At 72.1% G+C, this 22,931-nt stretch carries 23 protein-coding genes; 14 read left to right on the forward strand and 9 right to left on the reverse strand.

The features are described from left to right. Window positions 1–63 precede the first annotated feature (63 nt). Both ETD85_RS27965 and ETD85_RS27970 read right to left on the reverse strand, forming a co-directional pair. Window positions 64–1,278, reverse strand: a complete 1,215-nt coding sequence (locus tag ETD85_RS27965) for an alpha/beta fold hydrolase (protein WP_138692764.1) — start codon at window positions 1,276–1,278, stop codon at window positions 64–66. Between the two features lie 62 nt (window positions 1,279–1,340). Further along, a complete protein-coding gene (locus ETD85_RS27970; RefSeq protein ID WP_138692765.1) occupies window positions 1,341–1,616 on the reverse strand; it encodes a hypothetical protein in 276 nt (91 codons plus the stop codon). Between the two features lie 113 nt (window positions 1,617–1,729). Here ETD85_RS27970 and ETD85_RS27975 point away from each other — a divergent pair, with 113 nt between their 5' ends. After that, the gene (locus tag ETD85_RS27975; RefSeq protein ID WP_138692766.1) at window positions 1,730–2,710 is read left to right on the forward strand and encodes an acetylxylan esterase; all 981 of its coding nucleotides are present in this window, start codon (window positions 1,730–1,732) and stop codon (window positions 2,708–2,710) included. Between the two features lie 103 nt (window positions 2,711–2,813). Here ETD85_RS27975 and ETD85_RS27980 read toward each other — a convergent pair whose 3' ends face one another. Beyond that, on the reverse strand, window positions 2,814–3,101 hold the full coding sequence (locus ETD85_RS27980) for a HesB/IscA family protein (RefSeq protein WP_138692767.1): 288 nt from the start codon (window positions 3,099–3,101) through the stop codon (window positions 2,814–2,816). Window positions 3,102–3,240: 139 nt separating this feature from the next. Between ETD85_RS27980 and ETD85_RS27985 the strand changes: the two genes are divergently transcribed. Then, a complete protein-coding gene (locus ETD85_RS27985) occupies window positions 3,241–4,434 on the forward strand; it encodes a methyltransferase domain-containing protein (RefSeq protein WP_170246870.1) in 1,194 nt (397 codons plus the stop codon). 15 nt (window positions 4,435–4,449) lie between these two features. Here the strand turns inward: ETD85_RS27985 and ETD85_RS27990 are convergent, their stop codons facing one another. Further along, complete coding sequence (locus ETD85_RS27990; protein WP_138692769.1) at window positions 4,450–4,911, reverse strand: pyridoxamine 5'-phosphate oxidase family protein; 462 nt, start codon at window positions 4,909–4,911, stop codon at window positions 4,450–4,452. Between the two features lie 276 nt (window positions 4,912–5,187). On the opposite strand from ETD85_RS27990, the gene ETD85_RS27995 reads away from it, so the two are divergent. After that, window positions 5,188–5,736: a DUF4142 domain-containing protein gene (locus tag ETD85_RS27995; protein ID WP_170246871.1), complete on the forward strand. Its 549-nt coding sequence runs from the start codon at window positions 5,188–5,190 to the stop codon at window positions 5,734–5,736. A 92-nt stretch (window positions 5,737–5,828) separates the two neighbouring features. After that, entirely contained in the window at window positions 5,829–6,728 is a 900-nt protein-coding gene (locus ETD85_RS28000; protein ID WP_206058640.1) for a DUF2382 domain-containing protein, read from the forward strand. 202 nt (window positions 6,729–6,930) lie between these two features. Here ETD85_RS28000 and ETD85_RS28005 read toward each other — a convergent pair whose 3' ends face one another. Then, a complete protein-coding gene (locus ETD85_RS28005) occupies window positions 6,931–8,568 on the reverse strand; it encodes a sialidase family protein (RefSeq protein ID WP_170246872.1) in 1,638 nt (545 codons plus the stop codon). A gap of 443 nt (window positions 8,569–9,011) precedes the next feature. Between ETD85_RS28005 and ETD85_RS28010 the strand changes: the two genes are divergently transcribed. From ETD85_RS28010 to ETD85_RS28035, 6 genes are all read left to right on the forward strand, one after another. After that, window positions 9,012–9,908: a hypothetical protein gene (locus ETD85_RS28010; RefSeq protein ID WP_138692773.1), complete on the forward strand. Its 897-nt coding sequence runs from the start codon at window positions 9,012–9,014 to the stop codon at window positions 9,906–9,908. A 69-nt stretch (window positions 9,909–9,977) separates the two neighbouring features. Further along, window positions 9,978–10,223 (forward strand): hypothetical protein, encoded by a 246-nt coding sequence (locus ETD85_RS28015; protein WP_138692774.1) that lies wholly within the window; start codon window positions 9,978–9,980, stop codon window positions 10,221–10,223. A gap of 67 nt (window positions 10,224–10,290) precedes the next feature. Next, the gene (locus ETD85_RS28020; RefSeq protein WP_138692775.1) at window positions 10,291–11,691 is read left to right on the forward strand and encodes an FAD-binding oxidoreductase; all 1,401 of its coding nucleotides are present in this window, start codon (window positions 10,291–10,293) and stop codon (window positions 11,689–11,691) included. Between the two features lie 93 nt (window positions 11,692–11,784). Then, window positions 11,785–13,401 carry an MFS transporter gene (locus ETD85_RS28025; RefSeq protein ID WP_138692776.1) on the forward strand — a complete coding sequence of 539 codons (1,617 nt, stop codon included), beginning with the start codon at window positions 11,785–11,787 and terminating at the stop codon, window positions 13,399–13,401. 25 nt (window positions 13,402–13,426) lie between these two features. Continuing rightward, window positions 13,427–14,566 carry an FAD-dependent monooxygenase gene (locus ETD85_RS28030; RefSeq protein ID WP_138692777.1) on the forward strand — a complete coding sequence of 380 codons (1,140 nt, stop codon included), beginning with the start codon at window positions 13,427–13,429 and terminating at the stop codon, window positions 14,564–14,566. A 221-nt stretch (window positions 14,567–14,787) separates the two neighbouring features. Next, window positions 14,788–15,828: a fatty acid desaturase family protein gene (locus ETD85_RS28035; RefSeq protein WP_240779467.1), complete on the forward strand. Its 1,041-nt coding sequence runs from the start codon at window positions 14,788–14,790 to the stop codon at window positions 15,826–15,828. Here ETD85_RS28035 and ETD85_RS28040 read toward each other — a convergent pair. Then, window positions 15,818–16,123, reverse strand: coding sequence for a hypothetical protein (locus ETD85_RS28040; protein WP_138692778.1), 306 nt, complete (start codon window positions 16,121–16,123; stop codon window positions 15,818–15,820). The genes ETD85_RS28035 and ETD85_RS28040 overlap by 11 nt on opposite strands. A 72-nt stretch (window positions 16,124–16,195) precedes the next feature. On the opposite strand from ETD85_RS28040, the gene ETD85_RS28050 reads away from it, so the two are divergent. The 3 genes from ETD85_RS28050 to ETD85_RS28060 all read left to right on the forward strand — a co-directional run bounded on the left by ETD85_RS28050 (window position 16,196) and on the right by ETD85_RS28060 (window position 18,558). Further along, window positions 16,196–16,852: a hypothetical protein gene (locus tag ETD85_RS28050; protein ID WP_170246873.1), complete on the forward strand. Its 657-nt coding sequence runs from the start codon at window positions 16,196–16,198 to the stop codon at window positions 16,850–16,852. Window positions 16,853–16,973: 121 nt separating this feature from the next. Further along, the gene (locus tag ETD85_RS28055) at window positions 16,974–17,579 is read left to right on the forward strand and encodes a copper resistance CopC family protein (RefSeq protein ID WP_138692781.1); all 606 of its coding nucleotides are present in this window, start codon (window positions 16,974–16,976) and stop codon (window positions 17,577–17,579) included. Further along, a complete protein-coding gene (locus ETD85_RS28060; RefSeq protein WP_138692782.1) occupies window positions 17,569–18,558 on the forward strand; it encodes a hypothetical protein in 990 nt (329 codons plus the stop codon). The genes ETD85_RS28055 and ETD85_RS28060 overlap by 11 nt, the downstream gene beginning before the upstream one ends. 36 nt (window positions 18,559–18,594) lie before the next feature. Here the strand turns inward: ETD85_RS28060 and ETD85_RS28065 are convergent, their stop codons facing one another. Both ETD85_RS28065 and ETD85_RS28070 read right to left on the reverse strand, forming a co-directional pair. Continuing rightward, window positions 18,595–19,581, reverse strand: a complete 987-nt coding sequence (locus ETD85_RS28065; protein ID WP_138692783.1) for an aldo/keto reductase — start codon at window positions 19,579–19,581, stop codon at window positions 18,595–18,597. Between the two features lie 12 nt (window positions 19,582–19,593). Continuing rightward, window positions 19,594–20,187 carry an NADPH-dependent FMN reductase gene (locus ETD85_RS28070; protein WP_138692784.1) on the reverse strand — a complete coding sequence of 198 codons (594 nt, stop codon included), beginning with the start codon at window positions 20,185–20,187 and terminating at the stop codon, window positions 19,594–19,596. 101 nt (window positions 20,188–20,288) lie between these two features. Here ETD85_RS28070 and ETD85_RS28075 point away from each other — a divergent pair, with 101 nt between their 5' ends. Next, on the forward strand, window positions 20,289–21,146 hold the full coding sequence (locus ETD85_RS28075) for a helix-turn-helix domain-containing protein (RefSeq protein WP_138692785.1): 858 nt from the start codon (window positions 20,289–20,291) through the stop codon (window positions 21,144–21,146). On the opposite strand, the gene ETD85_RS65935 is transcribed toward ETD85_RS28075, so the two are convergent. Then, window positions 21,143–22,931, reverse strand: a 1,789-nt coding sequence (locus ETD85_RS65935) for a hypothetical protein (protein ID WP_170246874.1), incomplete at its 5' end; no start/stop codon positions are given. The two genes, ETD85_RS28075 and ETD85_RS65935, sit on opposite strands and share 4 nt — an antisense overlap.

A 22,931-nucleotide genomic window follows, 5' to 3' on the forward strand; every position in this document is an offset into this window, starting at 1 on the left:
GGACCTGCTGGTGAGACGCGCTGGTCGGCCTCTCTGATCGATTTCTCTGATCAGAGAGGCTGATCAGAGAGGGCCGCGGTAGCCGGGTGGCGGGCCGTCGCCGTCGTAGGTGTCCACCGGGCGGCCGGCCAGGAACGCCCGCAGCATGCCGAGATACGCCGCGCCGTCGCCGGCGTAGGCGAACCGGGCGGCGGGCAGCGCCCGGCGGTAGGCGGCGGCCGAGGACCAGCTCTGCTCGTCGCACGCGCCTTTGACGATCAGCACGGGCGCGGACGACCCGGCCAGGCCCTCACGGAGCGAGCCCGGCAACGACCGCTCGGCCAGCCCCGCATAGCCGCTCGAGCCGGTCGCGTCACCGGGGCGCGCGGTGGCACAAGGGCGGTGCTCGCGGTGGCGGGCGAGGCCCAGATACGCCTCCAGCTCCCGGTCACCGGCGAACGCGTGGGCCGCCCGCGGTTCGACCCGCAGCAGCGTGTAGACGGCCAGCGCGCGCGGCTCCAACTGCCCGCCGGTGCCGGGGAGAGCCGCCGCCGCGGCGGACGGCCGGTCAAGGCCGGCCGGGGAGTCGAGGACGGCCCCGGCCACCCGGTCCGGGTGCTGCGCCAGGTAGGCGGCGGCGAGCTGGGCGCCGTAGTCGCGGGCCACCAGGTTGAGCCGCCGCGCGCCCACGATCTGCCGGATCGCCTCCAGGTCGGCCACGTCGCGGGTCAGGCCGTACTCGCGGGGATCGGCCAGCCGCTCGGAGCGGCCCGCGCCGAGCTGGTCGTAGACGTACACCTGATGGCCGTCGGCCGCGAGCTTGCCGAAGAACGCCGAGTCGCCCGCCAGATCGGCCACCCCGGGACCGCCGTGCAGGAAGACGACCGGATCCTGGCGGGTGACCCGCTTGGGCGCGATCCGCACGTACGCCAGCCGGGACCCGGTCGGGAGCCGCCACTCCCGCTGCCCCGGCACCTGCGGCGTCCGGGACGGCGCGGCCAGGCCCGGAGCCGGGTGCAGCGTGGCCCCGGCGACCTGCCAGACCACCGCGGCCTCGACCCCGAGGATCAGCACCGCCCGTAACCAGCGCCCCCACACCGCCCCCGGCCTGGGCACGCACAGCAGCAGGCCCAGGAAGAACATCGCGGCGAACACCGCCAGGCCCGTCACCGTGAACGTCTCGGGCCCCGCGCCGACCATGGCCATCCCGGCCAGTCCGGCCAGCCCGAGAACCGGCGACAGGACCAGCACGCCCGCGCCGGTCACCGCCCTCCCGGCCAGTCTGGTGAAAGAAGCCACAAGGGGACGCTAGCCCACGACCCCCGGCCGGGTCGCCCCGGTCAGGGAAGAGAGTCGCCCGGTCAGGGAAGAGAGCGGCCCAGGCGCAGGCGGATCCGGTCGCCGCGCTGCACGCGCTCGCGGACGGTCCACACCCGCTCGTCGATCACCGTGCCCTTGGCCGTCATGTAGCCGCCCATCCGGAGCACGGGACGGCCCGTGTCGTCGCTCAGCAGCTGCGCCCTGGACTCGGAGTCGTCCCCGAACAGCACGAGGAAGTCGTCGGTGTCCGCCGGGGCGTCCAAGATCAGGCCGGGGAAAAGGTGCGAGTAGCGGACTTCTATGACATATTCGCTCACGCGTCACCCCCTACCCGGGCGAAGGGACTCCATGGCTTGACCCGGGGGTGGGATAGCGCTTTCCAGCAGGATGAGATGAAATATCAGCATCCTTTCTACAGGCTGGAGATCTCGTGCCACTGTTCGACCTGCCCCTTGACCAGCTCCGCGGCTACCTGCCCGATCGCGACGAGCCTGCCGACTTCGACGACTTCTGGTCGCGTACGCTGGCCGAGGCCGGGGAGTTCGACCTGGCCGCCGAGTTCACGCCGTACGACCTGCCTCTCACCGGTGTGGAGGTGTTCGACGCCTCGTTCGCGGGCTGGGGCGGGCACCGGATCAAGGGCTGGTTCCTGGTGCCGCGTGGCGTGCAGGGGGCGGTGCCGTGCGTGGTGCACTACATCGGTTACAGCGGCGGGCGTGGCTTCCCCAAGGACCACCTGTTCTGGCCGGCCGCCGGGTACGCGGTGCTGGTGATGGAGACGCGCGGACACGGCGGCGCGAACCCGGCCAGCCCCGGCGCCACCGGTGACCCCCACGGCAGCGCGGCTCCGCAGGCGCCCGGCATGATGACCAGGGGCATCCTCGACCCGGAGGACTACTACTACCGCCGCGTGTTCACCGACGCCGTGCGGGCCGTGGACGCCGCCCTCGCGCATCCGGCGGTTGACGAGAGCCGGGTCGTCGTCTCGGGCGGGAGCCAGGGCGGCGGCATCGCCCAGGCCGCGGCGGCGCTGCGTCCGTCGGTCAAGGCGGCGCTCATCGACGTGCCGTTCCTGACCCACTTCCGGCGGGCCGTCGAGATCACCGGGCGCGACCCGTACCAGGAGCTGGTCCGGTTCCTCGCCACCCAGCGGGGCAGCGCCGAGCAGGTGTTCAGGACGCTGTCGTACTTCGACGGGCTGAACTTCGCCGCGCGCGGGCGGGTGCCCGCGCTGTACTCGGTGGGATTGATGGACGACGTCTGCCCGCCGTCCACGGTGTTCGCCGCCTACAACCACTGGCAGGGTCCCAAGGAGATCACTGTCTGGCCCTGGAACAACCATGAGGGCGGCGGCGGCTTCCAGTCGGAGGAGCAGCTGCGCTACCTGCACAAGCTCCTCGCCGACGACTGAGCGAGCGTGTGGTGGGGCCGCCCGCGCGGGTTGCGCGCCGGCGGCGTGGCGGATGGCCCGCCGTGCCGGTCCGCGGTACGGATCCGGCACGGCGGGGGCCGCGTCAGGCGGGTTGCTCGGTGACCAGGAAAGACACGCTTCCCTGATCATCGGCCCCGGCGTCCAGTGACTTGTCGTCCAGCACGGTCGCAGCCACGGGGTCGAGATAGACCCGCGCGCCTTCCGTCTCGACCACTGCGTCCGCCGGTTCGGGGGCGGTGGCCAGCGAAAGGGTGAGCGAACTCGCGCCTTCGCCCTGAGACGAGATACGGATCCCGCTCTGGGTCGGCTCGGGCGCGGACGCGGTCAGGTCACGGATCGCCTGGGCTGCGTTGGCTGTCAGGGTGAGCACTATGGCTCCTCCTCACGGTCGACGTTCAGGAGTTGGCTGCCCTTCCCTCGACTCTGGTACTCAACCCTTCTTGACTGTTTCTTTTCCTGAATTCCCCGAACGATCTCGCACGCCATCGGCCGAGTGGACAATGAGGCCCATGGACTACGCGACGCACAGGGAAGCCATGGTGGCGGCGCTGCGCGAGCGCCAGGAGATCAGCGAGCGCGTGGCGGAGGCCCTGCTCGCGGTGCCCCGCCACCTCTTCCTGCCCGGCGTGGATCCGGAGAACGCCTACCGCGACGAGCCCATCGTCACCAAGCGCGACGAGGAGGGACGGCCGATCAGCTCGTCGTCGCAGCCCGCGATCATGGCCTCGATGCTCGACCAGCTCGGTGTGGAGCCGGGGCACCGGGTGCTGGAGATCGGGGCGGGCACCGGCTACAACGCCGCCCTGCTGGCCCGGCTCGCGGGGCCCGGCGGGCACGTGGTGAGCGTGGACCTCGACGAGGACATCGTCGTCGAGGCCCGGCGGCACCTCTCCGCCGCCGGGCTGCCGGGGGTGGAAGTGGTGTGCGCGGACGGCGTGGAGGGGTTTCCCGGGCGGGCTCCGTACGATCGGCTGATCGCCACGGTGGGCGTGTGGGACCTGGCGCCCGCCTGGCTGGCGCAGCTCGGGCCGGGCGGGCGGCTGGTCGTGCCGCTCGACCTGCGCGGGGTGCAGGCGTCGGTGGCCATGGAGCGGTCCGGCGGGCACTGGGTGAGCCGGTCGGTGGTGCCGTGCGGGTTCATGCGGATGCGCGGGCCGTTCGCCGGGCCCGAGGTGAACGTGGTCCTGCGCGCGGACCCGATGCTGATGCTGTCGCTACCGGGGCCGCGCGAGATCGGCGACGTGCTCGGCGCGCTAGAGGCCCCGCCGGTCCAGGCCGGCACCGAGGTGGCCGGGCTGCCGTCGTCCGCGGTGGCGGGCCCGGCGGTGGGTACGGCGGTGGGCATGTCCGTCGCGCTGTGGCTCACGCTGCACGAGCCCCGCTGGTGCATGCTGAGCGGGAAGCTGGGCCACGGGTACGGCGCGACCGTGGGGCTCGTGGAGGGGGACGGCATCGCGCTGCTCATGGGGGACGAGCCGCTGGTCGCCCGCGGCCACGGACCCGGCGGCGGGGAACTCGCGGCCGACCTGGCCGCGCACGTCACGGCCTGGAACGAGGCGGGCCGCCCGGACACGGGCACCCTCCGCATCGAGGCGTACCCGCGTCCCGCACCCGGTGGCGGGGCGGATCTGGGGCCCGCGCCCGAGGCGGGGATCGTCGTCGAAAAGCGCCACACCGACCTGGTGGTGCGCTTTTCCGGTTAGACGACGGTCCACTCGTCAGGCGACGGTCCACTCGCCGTCGCGGATGAGGTCGCGGCCCGCGAGCTCGTTCGCCTCCCGCCAGGCCTGCAGGCGCCGCGGTGTGATGGCGAAGTAGTGGTAGGGGCTGCTGGACTCGCGCGGGTCGAACCCGGTCTTCGCGGCGAAGGCGTCGCCGAGCTCCGCGGGGATCTCCCCGGCCGGTACGGCCGTGGCCGTCCCTTCGATGAGGACGACGTCGCGCACCAGGCCGACGCCGAGTCGGGCCTGGCCGGTGGCCAGCAGGTTGCGCGCGGTCGGGGTGGCCGTCGCGGTGGCGATCAGCAGGGTGGCCCCGTCCCAGAGGAACGACAACGGCACCATGTACGGGCTCCCGCCGCTCTCACCGGCCGTGGCGACCCAGGCGTCCACGTCGTTCTCGAGCCGATGGAGGGTGTCCTGCTTGCGCTGCTGCGGGGTGCGCGGTGCGGGCGGCGTCATGGGGTCGTGTGCTCCTGATGATCAAGGGACGGGTGCGGTCACACCCGCCGAAGGGCGTTCGCCATTATCGACGACGGCGCGCGTGTCGATGAGGCCCTGCGAGGGGCACGGCAGGCGCCGGACGCGCCGGGCAGCCGGAATGCCAGGTGGCCGCCACCATGACGGTTACTGTCGGTGTCGGAGCCGTCTCACTATGTCATAGGAATGCTCATGCGCACTCGCCTATCCCTGCCGACCGCCGTGTTGTCCTCCGTGTTGTCCTCCGTGTTGTCCTCCGTGTCGGCCCCGGTAACGGCCGCTGTATCGGCCGCTGTGGCCCTGGCCGTGCTCACCGGCTGTGCCGGCGAGCTGGCGACCGACACCGCGGCCCTGGCCCCGCACACCGAAACGCCTCCCTCCGAGCAGGACAAGAACTGGCTGCGGACCATTCACCAGGGCAACCTGGCCGAGGTCCAGGAGGGCCGGCTGGCGCAGGGCAAGGGCACCACGAAGGAGGTCAAGTCGATCGGCAAGATGCTGGTCGACGACCACACCGCGCTCGACACCAAGGTCACCAAGGCCGCCACCCAGCTCGGCGTCCAGCTCCCCACCTCGCCGACCGCCGAGCAGCGGGCCGAGATGGTGCGGCTGCAGGACGCGACGGGGAAGGACTTCGACCTGGACTTCGTGGCCGGCATGATCAAGGCGCACACCGCGGCGCTGGCGGCCACGAAGAAGGAGATCTCCGGCGGGGCCTCCCCGGCGGTGGTCGCGCTGGCCAAGTCCACGGCCCCGAAGCTCCAGGAGCACCTGACCGTGCTGCGCAAGGCCCACTCGAAGGAATAGAAAAAACAGCCACACATGTGTGGATTTGTGACGATCTGGGGTATTTGTCCCTTTTGAACCAGGACGAATGCATCGGGGGGATCGTCGTGGCTATGCAGACAGAGATCCGGAACCTGCTCGACTGCCATGTGATGGGGTCGGACGGGCAGTCGATCGGCAAGGTAGGCCAGGTCTACCTGAACGATCGTACGGGCGAGCCCGAGTGGGTGACCGTACGCACGGGGTTCTTCGGTATGAAGCAGACCTTCGTGCCCCTGGCCAACGCCCGCCGCTCGGGGGAGGAGATCCGCGTCCCCTTCGACAAGGAGATGATCAAGGACGCCCCGAACATCGACGTGGACGGCCGCCTGTCCCTGGAGGAAGAGGCCGACCTCTATCGCTACTACGGCATGCAGCCGTCGAGCATCCCGCGCCAGCGTGCCGGTGAGCCCAGCACGAAGCGGCCCATCACGGGCGATCGGCGCGAGGACATGCGCGAGGGCATGCGCGATGACCGTACCGGCATGACGGATGACGCCCGGAAGGCCGGGATGACCGGCATGGCCGGAACGGGCCGCACCGGCCGCACCGATGAGGGTGACTTCGACATCACCAGGTCCGAGGAGCAGCTCCACGTCGGCAAGGAAAGCCGGGAGATGGGCCACGTACGCCTGCGCAAGTACGTCGAGACCCAGAACGTGACGGAGAAGATCCCGCTCTCGCACGAGGAGATCGTGATCGAGCGCGAGGTCATCCGCGACGGCGACATGACCGGCAAGTACGAGATCGGCGAGGAGGAGCGGGAGGTGACGCTCTACGAGGAGCGCGCCGTCGTCGGCAAGGAGACCAAGCCCGTCGAGCGCATCCACGTTCACAAGGAGCGCGTGCAGCACGAGGAGACGGTGGAAGGCCAGGTGCGCAAGGAACGGGTGGAAATCGACGAGGACGGGGTCACCCGGGACCCGAGCGGGAAACTCCGCGGGCACGACAAGAAGATGCCGCCGGAGCGGTGAGCCGTCATGCGGGGGCGCCGGGAAGCGCCCCCGCTGGCGCCGTTCCAGGTCTTTTCCCGATTCCCGGGCACGGCACTTTTTCGCGTTTCAGCTGACGGTGCCGCCGGGTTGCTGAACTGCGCCGATGTCCCGCCGGACGCGGATGCGAAATCGCGTCCGGCGCATTCGGCTCTGAACCTGGGCAGCCGTTTTCGAGTGGCGTTCAAGAAGCGTACAGCTCGACCTCGTTGAGCATGCTGCAGGATTTCCCTATTTCCGCTTCGCAGGCGGCGCTCGGCTCGGTCACTATTTTGACGTGCCGGGCCGTCCGCGCCAGCGAGTCATAACGCAGCGCATAATCGGTTCTGCCGGTGATCGTGACGATCGGCTCGCCCCAGGAGCGCCCGTTCCCGGAGACGTACACCCGGGCACTGGCCGCGTGTCCGGGGCGCAGGCTGAGGCCGATCAGGGTCAGCGCGTGCGGGCGGTCCAGGTGCAGCACATACCGGCCGCGGCCACGGGCGACGGCGCTCGACCAGTAGCCGGTGCTGCCGTCCAGTGCCCCGCCGGGGCCCGTCCGCCGCCGGTCGCGGGCCGTCCAGCGCATGGTGGTCTCGACCTCCAGCTCGCCGCGCCGCCGCATGGCCGCCAGGTCCAGCCGGCCGGACGCGGGCGGGGTCAGCGTGAACAGGTGGCGCTTGATCGCGTACCAGCCGCCGTTCTCGAAGCGGCCGTGGGCCGGGCAGGCCGTTTCGTTGAGCAGCCCGTCGTCGTCGCGCACGCCCGGCAGCTTGCAGTTGTCGAACACCTGGATCAGCCGGTGCGGCCCGACGGCGGCGATCCCGGTGTAGCCGGAGGAGCCGTGCGTGCCCCAGATCCCGTCGCGGTTGTGGTAGGTCACGCGCGGCTCGCGCCACTCGTCGCCGAGCCCGTCGGGGGAGACGGCCAGCCAGTTGTCGGGGCGGCCCGCGCTCAGCACGAGCAGGCCGCCGGGGGTCAGCAGCAGCTTGGGGGCGACGCCGCGGACCACGCAGTCCAGGCCGGAGAAGCGCAGCTCGCGCACCGGCGCCCAGGTGCGGCCGCCGTCGGCCGAGCGGGTCTGGTGCAGCGTGGAGAACCGGCCGCCGTCGCGGCGCAGCACCGCCAGCAGGCTGCCGTCCACCGTCTGCGCGATGCTCGCCTCGTTGTAGACAAAACCGGTCGCGGGCGCCACGGCGCCCGCACCCGGCGCCGGGCTGGGCGCCGAGCCGGGCACCGGAGCCGGCGGAGAGCTGGGCGGCGAGTCGGGCGGTGAGCCGGAGGGCGGGGGCGCCGGCTCCGGCGGGGCGATCACGCCGCGCCGGTCGAACGTCCGGCCGCCGTCCCGGCTCGCGTACACCTCCGCCTGGTAGGCCCCCGTGTCGCTGTAGCGGGCGTACACCGTGACCAGGATCGTTCCGTCGGCGAGCTGGATCGGCACCCCGTGTGCCGCCCCGCCGGGCAGCAGGTCGCCGGGCGTCCGCAGGACGGCCTCCGAGCGCACCCAGCTCTCGCCGTCGTGCAGCGCCGACGAGGTGAGGATGCCCAGCGTCGCCGTGTGCGGCCCGGTCCGGCGCGGATAGTACTCGGTCGCGAAGAACCGGCCGTCGAGCAGCTGGATCGGGGCCTCGCGCAACGGTGTCGCGCTCGACGGCCCGAATCTCAGCCCGCCGTCGGTCGAGACGGCCGCCTCGTTGGTGAGGGTCACGACCTGGTCCACGTTCGTGGTGAAGGTGGTGATCACCTTCTGCGCCGGCGCGCCGTGCGGCCCGGCCACGTCGAGGGCGGAGACGTTCGGGAATCCCGCGAAGTCCAGCCGTTCGGAGGCCGAAGGCTCCCGCATCAGGGGCGGCGGATTGGGATGAATCCAGTCTAGTGAGGAAGCAGTATCGATCAGGTAAGCCCCGGTCTGGGCGGACTGCTGGGAGTGATCCGGTAGCACGCAGTAATCGCTTTCAGCCGGTGCCGCGGCGGGGACCGCGGGCGCCACGGCGGCGGCCGAGACGGCCACGACCACGGCTCTTGTCATCGCCACCGCGTTGCTCCTCGCCTGCCGTCCACGATCACCGAACCGTACGGACTCTAGATGACTCACGGGCTGTAACCCGGTATTCCCCGGCCGTAAGTCGTCCGTTCGCGGGGCCTTCCACCTGGGCGGCAGGTGAACCATACCGTTCTCGTTAAGTGCCAGTTGACAGAAAACCCCCTCCTGACGACGATCGGGACGGCACTATTAAGTGTCAATTTACGTAGGTCGAGGAGACCTAGGGTCTGGAGGTGGCCCGTATGAGCATCGAGCCGCGGGCGAGAGTGGCCCCAGAGCGAGTGCTGCCCGGCCCGGTGCCGCCGGCGCCGGAGACGGCCGCGCAGCAGCGGGTGGTCCAGCGGATCTGCACGAGGGTTGCGCCCGACGGCGTGGACGTGGGCATCGGTGAGGTGCCGCCCGGCGGCCTGCAGGTCTGGATCGACACCCCGGTGCCGGTCGAGGCACCTGAGTCGTGGGTGCTCTATCACCGCATGGCCCGCGAAGTGGCGCTGGTCGGCTGGCACTGCGAGGCCGACGCCGACCGCCTGCTGGTCCTCGGCTGGAGCGCCGCGTGCCTGCACAACCGGGTACGCCTGCTGCAGAGCGGGCTGCGCAGGCTGTCCGACTTCGAGCACACCGCCCAGCGGGCCGTGCAGCTCGACGGGCGCAGCCCGGACGACCAACCCGCCGCCGAAGTCGCGACAGAGGTCTGCGCGTCGATCGAGCGGCGGCTGCGCTGGCCCGAGCGGCTGGCCGAGCTCGACGGGTTCGACCGCGGGTCGGGCCTGCCGCACCTGCAACTGCTCCTGGCCCAGGTCGTCGGGCTGGAGTCGAAGGTCGCCGGCGCCTGCGAAGAGCACCTGATCATGGCGAGGGTGCTGGCGCGGGCGGTCTGCGAGCAGTACGCGCGGCACCGCGACCTGCGCCGCGCGCAAAGAGACGTGCTGGCCGAGTCACGCCGATGGGTGCACGCCAGCTCCATGATCCGTGGCTCGGCCGCCGCACGGCCGAGCTCCGCCGGCGTCGGCCGTCCCCACATGGGGCTGGCGGAACGCCGCATCGCCGCGAGCGTCATCAACCACGGCGTGCCGCGGGCGACCCCCGCGGCCGCCACTCCGCGGGCCGAACACCTCGGCCACGAGGAGGGCGCACGCTGACCTCGATCCGCTCAACGGCGAGCGGTCGCCCGGAAAACCCCACACGAGTCCGGTAGGAGAGCTCCCGTCATGCGAACCCCCCCGCACCTTCCCGCCCGCGCCAGGCGCGACACCGAGCCAGCCCGAGCCCGTCGCCACCCATACGGCGTGCACGACGTCCCCGCGCAGACCGCACCGCGCGGCACGCTCGACTTCCCCGAGACCATCACCCCCGCGGAACCCGACGTCTACGTCGAAGAGCGGCTGCTCGGCATCAGGGAAATGTCCAACCAGGCCATCGGCTCCATCGACGACCTGCTCCAGCACACTGCCTGAAGTGTGCCCCGGCGGCTTCCCCCCGGAAGCCGGAAAAACAGCGATATCTCACCCTTCTAGGAGAGTCATGCAGGGACTATCGCGACTGGAGCTGAGGCCGCGTGATGTCGGAGGCCACCAACCACGCTCCATAGCGGGAATAGAAGCGCCGCGCAGTCTGGACGAGGTACGCGCGCTCGTACGGGCCTCCATGGCCGCCAAGCGCCGCCTCTACCCGATCAGCACGGGCCGGAATTGGGGGATGGGCTCGGCCATGCCGATCACCGACGACAACGTCGTCGTGGACCTCGGCGGCATGAACCGGGTGCGCAGCCTCGACCTCGAGGCCGGCTTCGCCGTCATCGAGCCGGGAGTGACCCAGAAGCAGCTCGCCGAGGTGCTGCGCGACACCCCGTGGATGCTGAACGTCACCGCCTCCTGCGCCGACACCTCCGTCATCGGCAACGCGCTCGACCGCGGCGACGGCTGCATCCGCTCCCGGGTGCACGACGTGGCCGGGATCGAGGCCGTGCTCGCGGACGGCAGCGTGATCACCACCGGCGGGCTCGACCCGTCGGGGCGCTACCACGGCCGGGTCGCCGGGCCCGACCTGACAGGGGCGTTCATCCAGCACAACCTGGGCATCGTGACCGCCATGGCCGTCGCGCTGGTGCCACGCCCGCAGACCATCGGGCTCGTGCACGGCAGGCTCCAGCGGGACCAGGTCGGCATCGCGCTCGGGGCGGTCTCCGGGTTCCTGCGCCGTGGCAACCCCGCCGAAGGGCTGCTGCGCGTACGCGAGCTGTCGCTCGTGCCCAGCCACGGCGACTGGATGCTGCCGGCCGGCGTGGACCCCGGGCTGTTCACCATCCTCGGGCCGCTCATGGGCAGCGACGCCACGGTGGAGCTGGCCGAGGAGCTGCTCAGGAAGGCGCTGATCGAGGTCGAGGGCGCCGAGGCGCTGCGCGTCGTCGACGCCGCCGAGGTGAGCTCCGACGACCCGCTCTACCCCAGAGCGCTCATGGCGCAGGGCATCCCCACCTGCCGCGGCGTGCACAACGCGCTCGGCGTGACCTCCTGCGACCAGATCGACGAGGGCGAGATGGGCTTCCTGGCCCTGCTGCCGCTCATGCCGATGCACGCGAGAAGGACCGAGCACATCCTGGCCGCGCTCCAGACGGCCGTGGACGCGCACACCACCGCCCTCATGGTCGAGTGGAACCTCGTCAGCCGGCACATGGCCAACGGCGTCATCCAGATCTTCTTCGAACGCGGCGCTCCCGACGCTCCCTACCGCGCGCACCAGCTGCGCAACGACGGCAACTGCCTGCTGCGCGGGCACGGCTGCGCCATCTACCGCTCCGACATCGACCACGCCGCCGCGGACGTCTGGTCCGAGACCAGCACCGCCGGGCTCGGCATGCTGCACCGGCTCAAGACCGCGCTCGACCCGGACGGCCTGCTGTCGCCCGGCCGGTACGGCGCCTGAACCAGGCGCACTCGCTTCACCGCCCGCACCGCCGGAGTGTGCGGGCCGGGGAAGCCGGAGGGACAGGACCGAAGCTCTCAAGGAGGTGTCCACGTGCGTCCGTCACCAGCGGCCGTCAGGGGGACCAGCACGGCCGGCGGAGGCCGCCGCAACGCAGTCATGTTGCGGCTGGTCGGCGCGGGTGTCATGTTGACGGTGATGGCCGACACCACGGCCACCACCCTGGCAGTCGGAGTGCTGCGCTACACGCCCGCCGGCGCCGGCATGCCGCTCGGTGACCTGGTCTGGCTGACCAGCGCGGCGTTCATCCCGATCGCGGCTCTGCTGGCCACCGCCGGCCGCTGGGCCGACCTGTTCGGCCGGCGCAGGGTGCTGGCCGTCGGGCTCGTCGTGTTCGTGCTGGGCGGGATCGCCACCGTCACCGTCGACTCCTGGTCGTACGTGCTGGCCGCACGTGCCGTCCAGGGCGCCGGTGCCGCGGCGATGATCCCGGCCAGCCTCGGACTGCTGCTCGGAGAGCTGCCGGAGTCGCAGCGGCGCGGCGCGATCGCGCTGTGGAGCTCCGCCTCCGGGCTCGGCTGCCTGCTCATGCAGGCGGGCGGTGGCTGGCTGGCCGCCGCCGTCGGCTGGCGGGCCCTGTTCGTACCCGACGTCATCATCGGCGTCGCGCTCCTGATTGCCTGCTTCGCGCTTCCGCCGGGTAAGCGCGCCGGCGCCAGGGGCCTGCCCGACATGCTCGGCGCGTGGCTGCTGGCCGCGGGCATCGCGGTCATCGTGCTGGCCATCTCCAAGGCCATGGCCTGGGGCATGGACGTGCTGTGGCTGGCGCTGGCCGCGCTGGCCCTGCTGGGCGGGGCGCTCGCGCAGGCCAGGCACCACCGCCTGCCCGCGATCGACCTGGCACTGTGGCGGCGTCCCCGGTTCGTCTGGGGCTGGCTGGCCACGTGGTGCTTCGGTGCGCTGTCGTACGGGCTGCTGACCGTGCAGCCGCTGTACCTGCTGCACCTCGGCTACCCGATGCTGGAGGTGGCCATGTGGCTGACTCCCACGTCGGTGGCCGTGGTCGTGACGAGCTTCCTGGCCGGGCGCATGGTGAAGCGGGTCGGCGCGTACGGGCTGATCTACGCCGGGTCGCTGCTCTGCGGCGGCGCGTGCGTGCTCGTCCTGACGCAGGCCGGGCCCACCGTGTGGGGCCTGATCGCCAGCGTCGTGGTCGGCATGGGGGTCGGGGCGCTCGCGCCCGGCACCTCCGTGGCCACCACCCTGGCCGCCCGTCCCCACCAGTACGCCTCCGCGGTCGGCGCGGCCACCATGGCGCGCATGGTCGGCGGAGCCGTCGGCGTGTCCGTCGTGTCGGTGGTCATCGACCACCCGTTCATGCCGGGCCCCCTGTCCGGCCTGGCCGGCGCGCTGGCGATGTGCGTGGGCATCTCCGTGCTCATCGGCGCGATAGCACTCACCAAGATCACCCGGCTGCGGACCGACCCCGGCGACGTCATGATCAAAGTGCCGCGCCGGATGCTGCTGGAGTTGCGCATGACCCTCGCCACCGTCGCGGCGGAGGCGGACGCGCTGCTGCCTGTCGAGACCCGCACTCCCCCGATGGCGACCCCATTGGACCCCTCATCGGACCCCCCATTGAACAGGGTCCCGAGACCGCGGACGGCCGAACCCGGCCCGCTCGCCGGCACTCGCGGGCCCACGCACTAGTTCAACCATCAGAAGGGCTCTCGTCATGGCAACCACATCGTGCGACGTAGCCATCGTCGGCGCCGGGCTCGGCGGCTGCTTCCTGGCACTGCTGCTGGGCCGCCGCGGCCAGAACGTCGTCGTCATCGAGCAGGGACCCTCGGTCCCCAGCGCTGGTGCCGACTTCCTCAAGCCTCCCGGGCTTCGGGTGCTGGCCAGGCACGGGCTGGCGGACCTCGTCGAACGCCATGGCCTCAGACGCGACACCATCCGCTACTACCACGACGGCGACCCGATCAGGGAGTGCCGTTTCCCCGAGGGCGGCTTCCTCATCCGGCCCTACCGGGAGCTGGTCGAGCTCATCTACACCAGTTGCGCGATGGAGGGCGTCGAGTTCTGGTTCGACGCCGCCATCGACGACATCGCGATGGATGACGGCCGGGTCGAGGAGCTCACCCTCTCCGACGGGCGCAAGCTGCGGGCCGGCGTCGTGATCGGCGCCGACGGCACCAAGTCGGCCGTGCGCCAGGCGCTCGACATCGAGCAGTGCACGATGCCGTACGAACGGCTGATCATGAGGGTCGCCACCGTGCCGCTGACCGCCAGCGTCGCGCAGCTCAACCGGCTCTACTTCAGCTCGGAAGGCTGGCTCACCTACCTGTACCCGATCAACAGGGACCAGGCGAGGGTGTTCGTCGGCCTGCCCCCGGAGGAGGACAAGGAGATCTTCCAGGACGGCATCCCGGCGCTGATCGACGAGCTCAAGAAGTTCGTCACGGAGAGCTCCGACGCCTTCAACGCGCTCCAGCCCGCCACCTGGCAGCGGATCAAGGTCTCCTCGCTGCGGGTGGCCGCCTACCACAAGGGGAACGCCGCGCTCCTGGGCTCGGCCGCGTTCGCCTGCCACCCCATGACCGGCATGGGGATGAGCTACACCCTGCACGACGCGGAGCTCCTGGCCGACGTCATCTGCGCGGCCGACGGCGACGAGGACCTGCTCGACCGGCTGCTCGAAGTCCGCTACGAGCCACGCAGGCACGCGCACAAGGAGCTGATCGACTACGGTGACGCCTTGGCCGCCACCTTCCGCGACCGGGACGCCTATTTGGCGGCTTTCCGTCCAGACTTGCATATACTCGGCGAAACAGCCGCCCCGGCGCGAATGCCGGCACTCCAGCTCACCTGAGCTGGTGCCCCCGCCGCTCGCCATTCCGCCGAGGTGAGGTCGTCCAGTGCCACGCTGAGTGCGATGGGCCGGCCCTATCCCCAGGCGGCGGGGGCATCGTTCGCGACTCATGGTGGGGCCTGCACTACCACGAGAACGGGTGGCAGCGGGGGTTCGCGGAACCGCTGCGCTCGCGATGCTGATGAGAGATCACCTACGACTCGGCAGCATCGGAGAAAAATGTGACTGTGGTAGAGAGCCCTCGTGCTCCGGCATCGGGCGAGCGGGGGAGCGACTTCGCGAAGCTGTCGCGCCGCATCGCCAAGGCAGGTCTGCTCGACAAGCGGCCCGGCTATTACGCGGTCAGGATCGGCCTGGTGACGAGCCTGTTCGCCGGAAGCTGGGCCCTGTTCGCCATCGTCGGTGACTCCTGGTGGCAGATCCCCGTAGCGGTGCTGCTGGCCGTGGCGTTCGCCCAGGTCACCCTGCTGGCCCACGACCTGGCGCACGGGCAGATCTCGCGCTCGCGGCGCACCAGCAGGCTCGCCGGGCTGGTCGCCGGCAACCTGGCCGTGGGCCTCAGCTACGGCTGGTGGATGGACAAGCACACCCGCCACCACGCCAACCCCAACCACGAGGAGCACGATCCCGACGTCTCGCCCGACGTGCTGATCTGGTCGGAGCGGCAGGCGGAGGCCAGCCGCGGCCTGCCCAGGTTCATCGGCCGCTGGCAGGCGTTCCTGTTCTTCCCGCTGCTCACCCTCGAAGGGCTGAACCTGAAGGTGTCGAGCTTCCGCGCGCTGCGCAGGAAGACGCTCAAGGGCAGGACCGCCGAGGGGCTGCTGCTGTCCGCGCACGTCCTGGCGTACGTGGGCGCGGTCTTCCTGGTGCTGCCGCCCGGCATGGCGCTGGTGTTCCTGGCCGTGCACCAGGCCTGCTACGGCGTCTACCTGGGCTGCACCTTCGCCCCCAACCACAAGGGGATGCCGGTGCTCACCGCTGAGGACGAGCTGGACTACCTCCGCCGCCAGGTCCTGACCTCCAGGAACGTGCGCGGAGGCAGCCTGGTGAACACCGCGCTCGGCGGGCTGAACTTCCAGATCGAGCACCACCTGTTCCCCAGCATGCCCACCGCGAACCTGCGCAGGGCGCAGCCCATCGTCCGCGACCACTGCCGCTCGCTCGGCGTCGACTACGTGGAATGCGGCCTGTTCGAGTCGTGGGGCCAGGCGCTTCGCCACCTGCACGAGGCCGGCCGGTCCCTGCGCGGCGTCAGGACGTGACGATCAGCTCCAGCCCGCTGAAGTCCTCCTTGACGTGATGCCCGGCCTCGGACAGGACCGTCAGCAGCGCGAGCTGGACCGCGGCGCGGATGGTCGCGTATTTGACGAGATGGTTCGCCGGTCGCTGCTCGGCCGAGGTGCCCCAGGTGACGACCACACCGCGCGTGGGATCGTGCCAGACGCCGAGCCCGCCGTCGAGCGACATCAGGGACGGCTCGACGGTGAATCCGGCATCGCGTAATTCTTGGCGGACCAGCTGTTCCAGGTCCAGACCCTCGGTGGGGGCGGTGTCCATCCTCATCCGCTGCCCGGGCACGCGCGCCGTGAACCTGCGGGGGCGCCCGAACCCTGTGTAAGGATGGCCAATGTGTCCTCCGCGCCATGGTCCGCACCGCCGGCAGCGCCGTCCCGCGCGCCCGCGACCCGGGTCCCGTGGCGCACGACGGTCCCGGCCGCGACGGCGCCGGGGGCCTCCTCGGTGCTGCGGTCGTCGCGGGCCGTGGTGTTCGCGACGGTCTGCGGCGGGGTCTCAGCGGGTGGCCACGCGCTGGCGGGCGGCGCTCTCGTGCCGTTCTGGGTCTACCTGGCCGGGGTGCTGGCCGCGTTCGGCCTGGCGTACCTGATCGACGGGCGCGAGCGAGGGGCGGCGGCCGTGCTCGCCGCGACCCTGAGCGCGCAGGCGGTGCTGCACCAGCTCTTCGAGCGGCTCTCGCCGGGCGCCGCGAGCGCCGCCGCGCACGCCCACCCGGCGGCCGGGGCCACGGCCGGGATGGTGATCGTGCACCTCACGGTGGCGGCGCTGACCGCGTGGTGGCTGCACCGCGGCGAGCGCGCCCTGTGGCTCATGATCCGCCTGTACGCCGCGCCGCGCCCGGTCATCCCGCTGCTCGTCACCACCGCGCCCGAGGTCACCGCGCCGTCGTGGTGGCCGGTGGTCTCCGACGTCCCCGTGTGCGGGGAGCGGATCATCTCCAGCGCGGTCGGCAGGCGAGGGCCGCCCGCCGCGCCGCGGCATCGCCGCTGAAGGGCCCGGCCAGCGGATTCCGGCCGGGCCTCCCGGCGCGTCCGCACGTGACGCGTGCCCCTGCCTGTGCTCCGGACGGCGCCACGGGCGTGGTCCGGAAGACCATTCCTGGAGACCGATCATGGCATCACTGCCGAGCCCCATCCGCGCGGCGGCCCTCGCCTGCGCCCTTCTTCTGACATTTCTGACATTTCCCGCCTCGCCGGCGTTCGCCCATGACACGCTGAAGCGCAGCTCGCCGGCCAGGGACGCCCAGCTCTCCTCCGTCGAGGAGATCGAGCTGGAGTACAGCGCCGGCGTCAAGTTCCCGTTCGTCGTGCTGCACGACGCGGCGGGCAAGGAGATCGCTCTGGGCAAGCCGCGCCTCGACGGCCCCAAGGTGCTCACCGACGTCACCGGGCCACTCGCGCCCGGCGCGTACGTGATCGCCTGGCGGGTCGTTTCCTCGGACGGTCACCCCATCGAGGGCGAGATCCCGTTCAACGTGAAAGGATCATCTTCATCCTCGCCCGCCGGCGAGAGTCCTGCGACAGGAGGGCCGTCCACGGGTCAGAGCTCCGGGGCGGCGATCGAGCCTTCCGCCGCGGCCGGCAACGAGGCCGCGACGTCGGCAGGCGTCCCCGGCTGGATCTGGGGTGGCCTGGCGGGGCTTGTCGTGCTGGGTGCGTTCGTCCTGATCAGGACCTCGCGCCGCAGCCCAGATCGGGAGGAAGTGGATGCGGATTGAGCAGGCCAGACAGGTCGCGCGCAAGTGGGTCGAGGCCGAGGGCCCGGCACTGCCCGGGTTCGGCGGCGCGTTCCTGACCGGATCCGCGCTGTGGGCGCGGCCGGACGATGAGCTGGCGCCCACCTCCGACGTGGATGTCATGGTGGTCGCCGACCCGTCCGCCGCCCTCGGGAAGTTCAGCTACGAAGGCGTGCTGCTCGAAGTCTCCGCCATTTCCGCGATCGGCTCCACGCACGAGGTCCTGAGCGACTACCACCTGGCCGGGAGCTTCCACCTCCCGTCCGTGCTGGCCGACCCGACGGGACGGCTCACCGAGATCCAGCGCGTGGTGGCCCGCGACTTCGCCGAGCGCCCGTGGATCCTGGCCAGGTGCACCAACGCCATGGACCGCGTGCGCGGGTGGATCAACGGCATGAGCGAGTCCGCCCCGCTGCCCGACCAGGTCATGTCCTGGCTGTTCGGCACCGGGGTGACCACGCACGTGCTGCTGGTGGCCGCACTGCGCAACCCGACCGTCCGGCGGCGGTACGCGGCCGTGCGCGAGCTGCTCGTCGAGCACGGCCGCGCGGACTTCCACGAGGGCCTGCTCGACCAGCTGGGCTGCGCCGGCCTCGGCCCCGAACAGGTGAAGGCGCACCTGGCCGCGCTGGAGCAGGTGTACGACGCCACGGCCGGGCTGCGGGTGCCCTCCTACCGGTTCGACTCCGACATCACCCCCGCCGCGCGGCCGGTGGCCATCGACGGCAGCCGGGAGCTCATCGAGCGCGGCCTCCATCGCGAGGCCGTCTTCTGGCTGGTGGCCACCTACGCCCGGTGCCTGGCCAAGCGGGAGGCGGCGGGGGCCACCGGCTACACCGAGGAGTTCCAGGAGCTGCTGGCCGACCTGGGCGCCGAGACGTTCACCGACCGGCGGCGCCGCGGGGACCGGGTGCTGGCGGCGCTGCCGGGGCTGTGGCAGACCGCCATGGCCCTGTGCTGAACGTGCTGATCAGGCGCCTCCGGCGGTGCGGGCCGGTCAGCGGCCGTCGAGCAGGTGGACGTCGTCGCCGTAGATGCCGGGGCTCCGGTCCACCTCGTCGATGAAGTCGGAGGGGAAGCCCGCCTCGAACGTCACCGCCGACTCCAGCCGCCGCACCGCCTCGCCGGGCAGCGCCAGCCCGGCCGCCCCCAGGTTGTCCTTGAGCTGCTCGGCGTTGCTCGTGCCGAGGATCGGGTGCACGCCGCGCCGCATGGCCCACGCGATCGCCACCTGCGACGCGGTGACGCCGAGCTCGGCGGCCACCTCCAAGGTCGCCTCCGCCGCCGCCCGGTCCCGGCCGGTCAGGGACTCGGGCGACAACCGCGAGGCCGCCGCCCCCGACGCGTTGTAGCGCCCCGACAGCACGCCGTGCGCGAGCACCCCCCACGCCGCCACGCTCATCCCGAACGCCCGCGCCATCGGCAGCAGCTCCCGCTCGACGTCGCGCCGGAGCAGGCTGTAGGGCACCTGCAACCCCGCGAATGCCGTCCACCCCCGCCACTCGGCCAGCGTGTTGGCCCGGCTGACCACCCAGGCCGGCGCGTCGGAGATGCCGACGTGCAGCACCTTCCCCGCGCGCACCGCGTCGTCCAGCGCCCGCATCGTCTCCTCGATCGGTGTGTGCCGGTCCCAGACGTGCACCCAGTAGAGGTCGATGTAGTCGGTACGCAGCCGCCGCAGGCTCTGCTCCAGCGACAGCACGAGGTTCTTGCGATGGTTGCCGGCCGCGTTGAGGTCGCTGCGGTCGCGGCTGCCGGTGTACTTCGTGGCCAGCACGAAACGGTCGCGTTGCCCCTGGAGCACCTCGCCGACGACGCTTTCGCTCTCGCCGTACATCGAGGCCGTGTCCACGACGTTGCCGCCGGCGTCGGCGTACATGCCGAAGATGCGGCGCACCTCGGGCGAGGCGTCGGCGTAGGTCATCGCGCCCAGGAACAGCTCGGAGACCCTGAGCCCGGTACGGCCCAGCAGTTTGTAACGCATTCCGTCACCCTCTCAGCCCTGGTACGGCGCGGTGAGCCGGGCCGCGCGCAGCGCGCTGCTCCACCAGCCGAGCTGGTCGAGCAGCGACTTGGCCGCGCCGTCGGGCCCCTCGGGCTCGATGAGCAGCCCGTCGCCGTCGAACCGGGTCCAGTGGTTGTCGAAGCTGATCGTGTTGCGGACCGTGACCGCGTGCAACTCGGCGAAGACCTGCCGCAGGTGCTCGGCCGCGCGCACCCCGCCGCCGTAGCCGCCGTAGGAGATCAGCGCGACCGGCTTGGCCTGCCATGCGGTGAAATGCCAGTCGATGGCGTTCTTGAGCGAGGCCGGATAGCTGTGGTTGTACTCGGGCGTCACGATCGCGAACGCGTCCGCCGCCGCCAGCCGCCCGGCCAGGCGCCTGAGGTCGTCCGGGCGGTCGTCCACCGCCGCCAGCTCCTCCGGCGTGGCCGGCAGCACCGCCGGCAACGGTGTGTCCGCCAGGTCGATCACGTCCACGTCGAACAGCCCGTGCCCGCCCGCCTGCCCGGCGAACCACCGGGTCACGTGGGGGCCGAACCGGCCTTCGCGGACGCTGCCCGTGATGATCGCCAATCTCATGTCCGTCATGAGCCCCACCCTGGTGTGCGCCGCCGGACGGAGGAAGGCCGGGGCGAGACTGGCCCTGGCAGGGCCACGATGAGCGGCGGCGATCCCCGTACACTCGGGCCGTGAGCGACAACGAGCTGGGCGCGTTCCTGCGCGCCCGCCGCGAGGAGGTCAAGCCCGCCGACGTCGGCCTGCCGGACGGCCCGCGGCGGCGCACGCCGGGGCTGCGCAGGTCCGAGCTGGCCACGGTGGCGGGCGTGAGCGTCGAATACCTGACCAGGCTGGAGCAGGGCCGCGACCGCAACCCCTCCATGCAGGTGCTCGTCACGCTCGCCGACGCGCTGCGCATGACCCCCGACGAGCGCGTCCACCTGCGTCACCTGGCCAAGGTGGCCGGCGGCGGCATCGCGCTGTGCCCGGGGGCCGAGCGCGCGCCCGGCCGCACGGTGACGCCCGGCGTGCGGGCGGTGCTCGACCGGCTGGAGCCGGCGCCCGCCGTGCTGCTCAACCGGCTCGGCGACGTGGTCGCCCGCACCAGCGGCTACGAGCGGCTCTTCGGCCCGGTCGGCCTGCTGGAGGGCGACCTGCCGAACGTCTACCGCTACGTGTTCGCGGACGTGCGGGCCAGGAGCGCCTACCTCGACTGGGACCGGGTGGCCGACGAGCAGGCCACCGCGCTCAAGCTCGAGATCGCCCACGACGACCCGTACGCCACCGAGTTCGTCTCCGAGCTGTCGTTCGTGGCGGGCGAGGCGTTCGCCGAGCGCCTGGCCAGGCCGCCGCGGCCGCCGCGGCTGGCGCCCGTGGAGCGGCTGGCCCACCCGCAGGCCGGCGAGCTGCGCCTGGCGCGCGAGCCGCTCGACGTCGCCGGCGGCGAGCAGCGGATCCTCGTCTACCTGCCCGCCGACGCCGCCACCTCGGCCGCGCTCGACCGCCTCACCGGCCGCATGCCCGGCGCCCTGCGCGCGGTGAACGGCTAGACCCGGCGCAGCGACCGGGTCAGGCCGGCGGCGATCGTCGTCGCCAGCACCCAGCCGGCCGCGATGAGCCCGTACGCCAGCCATTGCGCCCCGCCCGCCGGGTTGAACGCCTTCTCCTGCCCGAAGTCGATGATCGGCAGCAGCAGGTCCAGCGTGTAGACCAGCGGATTGAACCCGGGGGCCTCGCCCGGCTTCAGCGGCGGCGGCGCGGCCAGGGCGAACACCACCGTGCCCAGGGCCAGCAGCGCCAGCAGCCAGCCGGCCGCCCGCAGGGGGCGGAAGCCGTAGCCGACGGTGGCGTCCTGGAGGTGGCCCCAGAAGCGGGCATACCAGGGCAGGGTGGCGCGGCGCTGCCGCTGGCCGGCCAGCATCGTCTCGCGGGCGTCGGCGTCGCTGCCCAGCCGCCGGTACATCCCGGCGAGCTGCTCATAGGCGTTCGGCAGATAGCCGTCGGAGTCCCTGCGCAGCCAGCCCAGCCGCCCCGCGGCGGGTAGCATGGGCTCCAGCACCTCGTAGACCAGCTGGTCCATGCGCATCGCGTCCGGCCAGGCGTCCGGGCTGTCGCGTAACGCGCCGATGCGGGCGTGGCGCAGATCGACCGTGCCCCGGATCGGCCCGGCGGTGCGCATGGCCAGCTCGCGCGTCTCCAGCCGCCAGGCGCGCAGCGCCACGTCGCCGGCGTTGTCCAGCGTGGCGTCGTCGAAGCACAGGCGGCTGCCCACCTGGGCATTGCTCAGCCTGATCCGGCCCTGGGCGGAGAAGCCCTCGCAGAGCTTGAGCGCCTTGCCGACCGTGATGCCGCTGGCCGCCAGCGCCACGCCGCCCGGGTTGGCCAGCCGGGCGCCCTCGAAGTGGGCGGGCCCGGAGACGGCGGCGTCGAGCAGGCTGATCTCGCCCTCCGACGACAGCCCGCCGCGCGCGTGCAGGGCGCCGTCCACGACGAGGCCGTCGGCCGCCAGGACCACGCCGCCGGGGTTGCGCAGGGCGGCGCCGTCCAGGTTGAGCGCGCGGCCGATGGCGGCGCTGTCCAGGCGTACCTGGCCGTCGGCCTCGACCAGGGACAGGAACAGGCCGCCCTCGGCGTTCAGCCCGCCGCCCCGCACGCAGATGCCGCCGGGGTTGCGCACGCGCGAGCCGCGCAGCGTGAGCGGCCCGCTGACGCGGGCGAAACGCAGGCTCACCTCGCCGTCCACCTCCATGTCCCGGGCGAAGAGGCCCACCTGGACGATCATGTTGGACGCGCCGAAGGCCAGGCCCCCGGGAGCGCGCAGGCGGGCGCCGTCGAAGTTCACGGCCGCGCCGATCCTGGCGGCGGTGAGGATGATCTCGCCGTCGCTCGCGAAACCGTCCTGGCCGCGCAGGTGGCTGCCGACGTCGAGATGCTCGGCGCTGATGGCGGCGCCGCCGGGGTTGTCGAGGTGCGCGCCGTTCATGGCGAGATTGCCGCTGATCCGGCCGCCGTTCAGCCGCAGCTCGCCGGTGATGTGGCAGCCGGCCAGCCGCAGGTTGCCGTCGATCTGGATGTTCGAGGCGATCAGGCCGGGCAGCCGGGAGCGGCCGAGGCTGAGGAACCGGGTGCGGGCCTGGTAGAGGTCGGGGGCCTCGTCGAAGGCGCACTCCTGGAGCATGACCGGGCAGCCGATCTCGGCGAAGGCCAGGTGGAGCGAGCCCGTGACGCGCGCCCCGGCCAGGCGCAGCGCGGGGTTGGTGGCCGGCTCGACGGGGTCGTCGAGGAGCAGCGCGGCCAGCACCTCCGCACGGACCTCGCGTTCGGGGGCCCAGGAG

Origin of the sequence: Nonomuraea zeae (genome assembly GCF_005889725.1) — a bacterium.
Taxonomy (GTDB): domain Bacteria; phylum Actinomycetota; class Actinomycetes; order Streptosporangiales; family Streptosporangiaceae; genus Nonomuraea; species Nonomuraea zeae.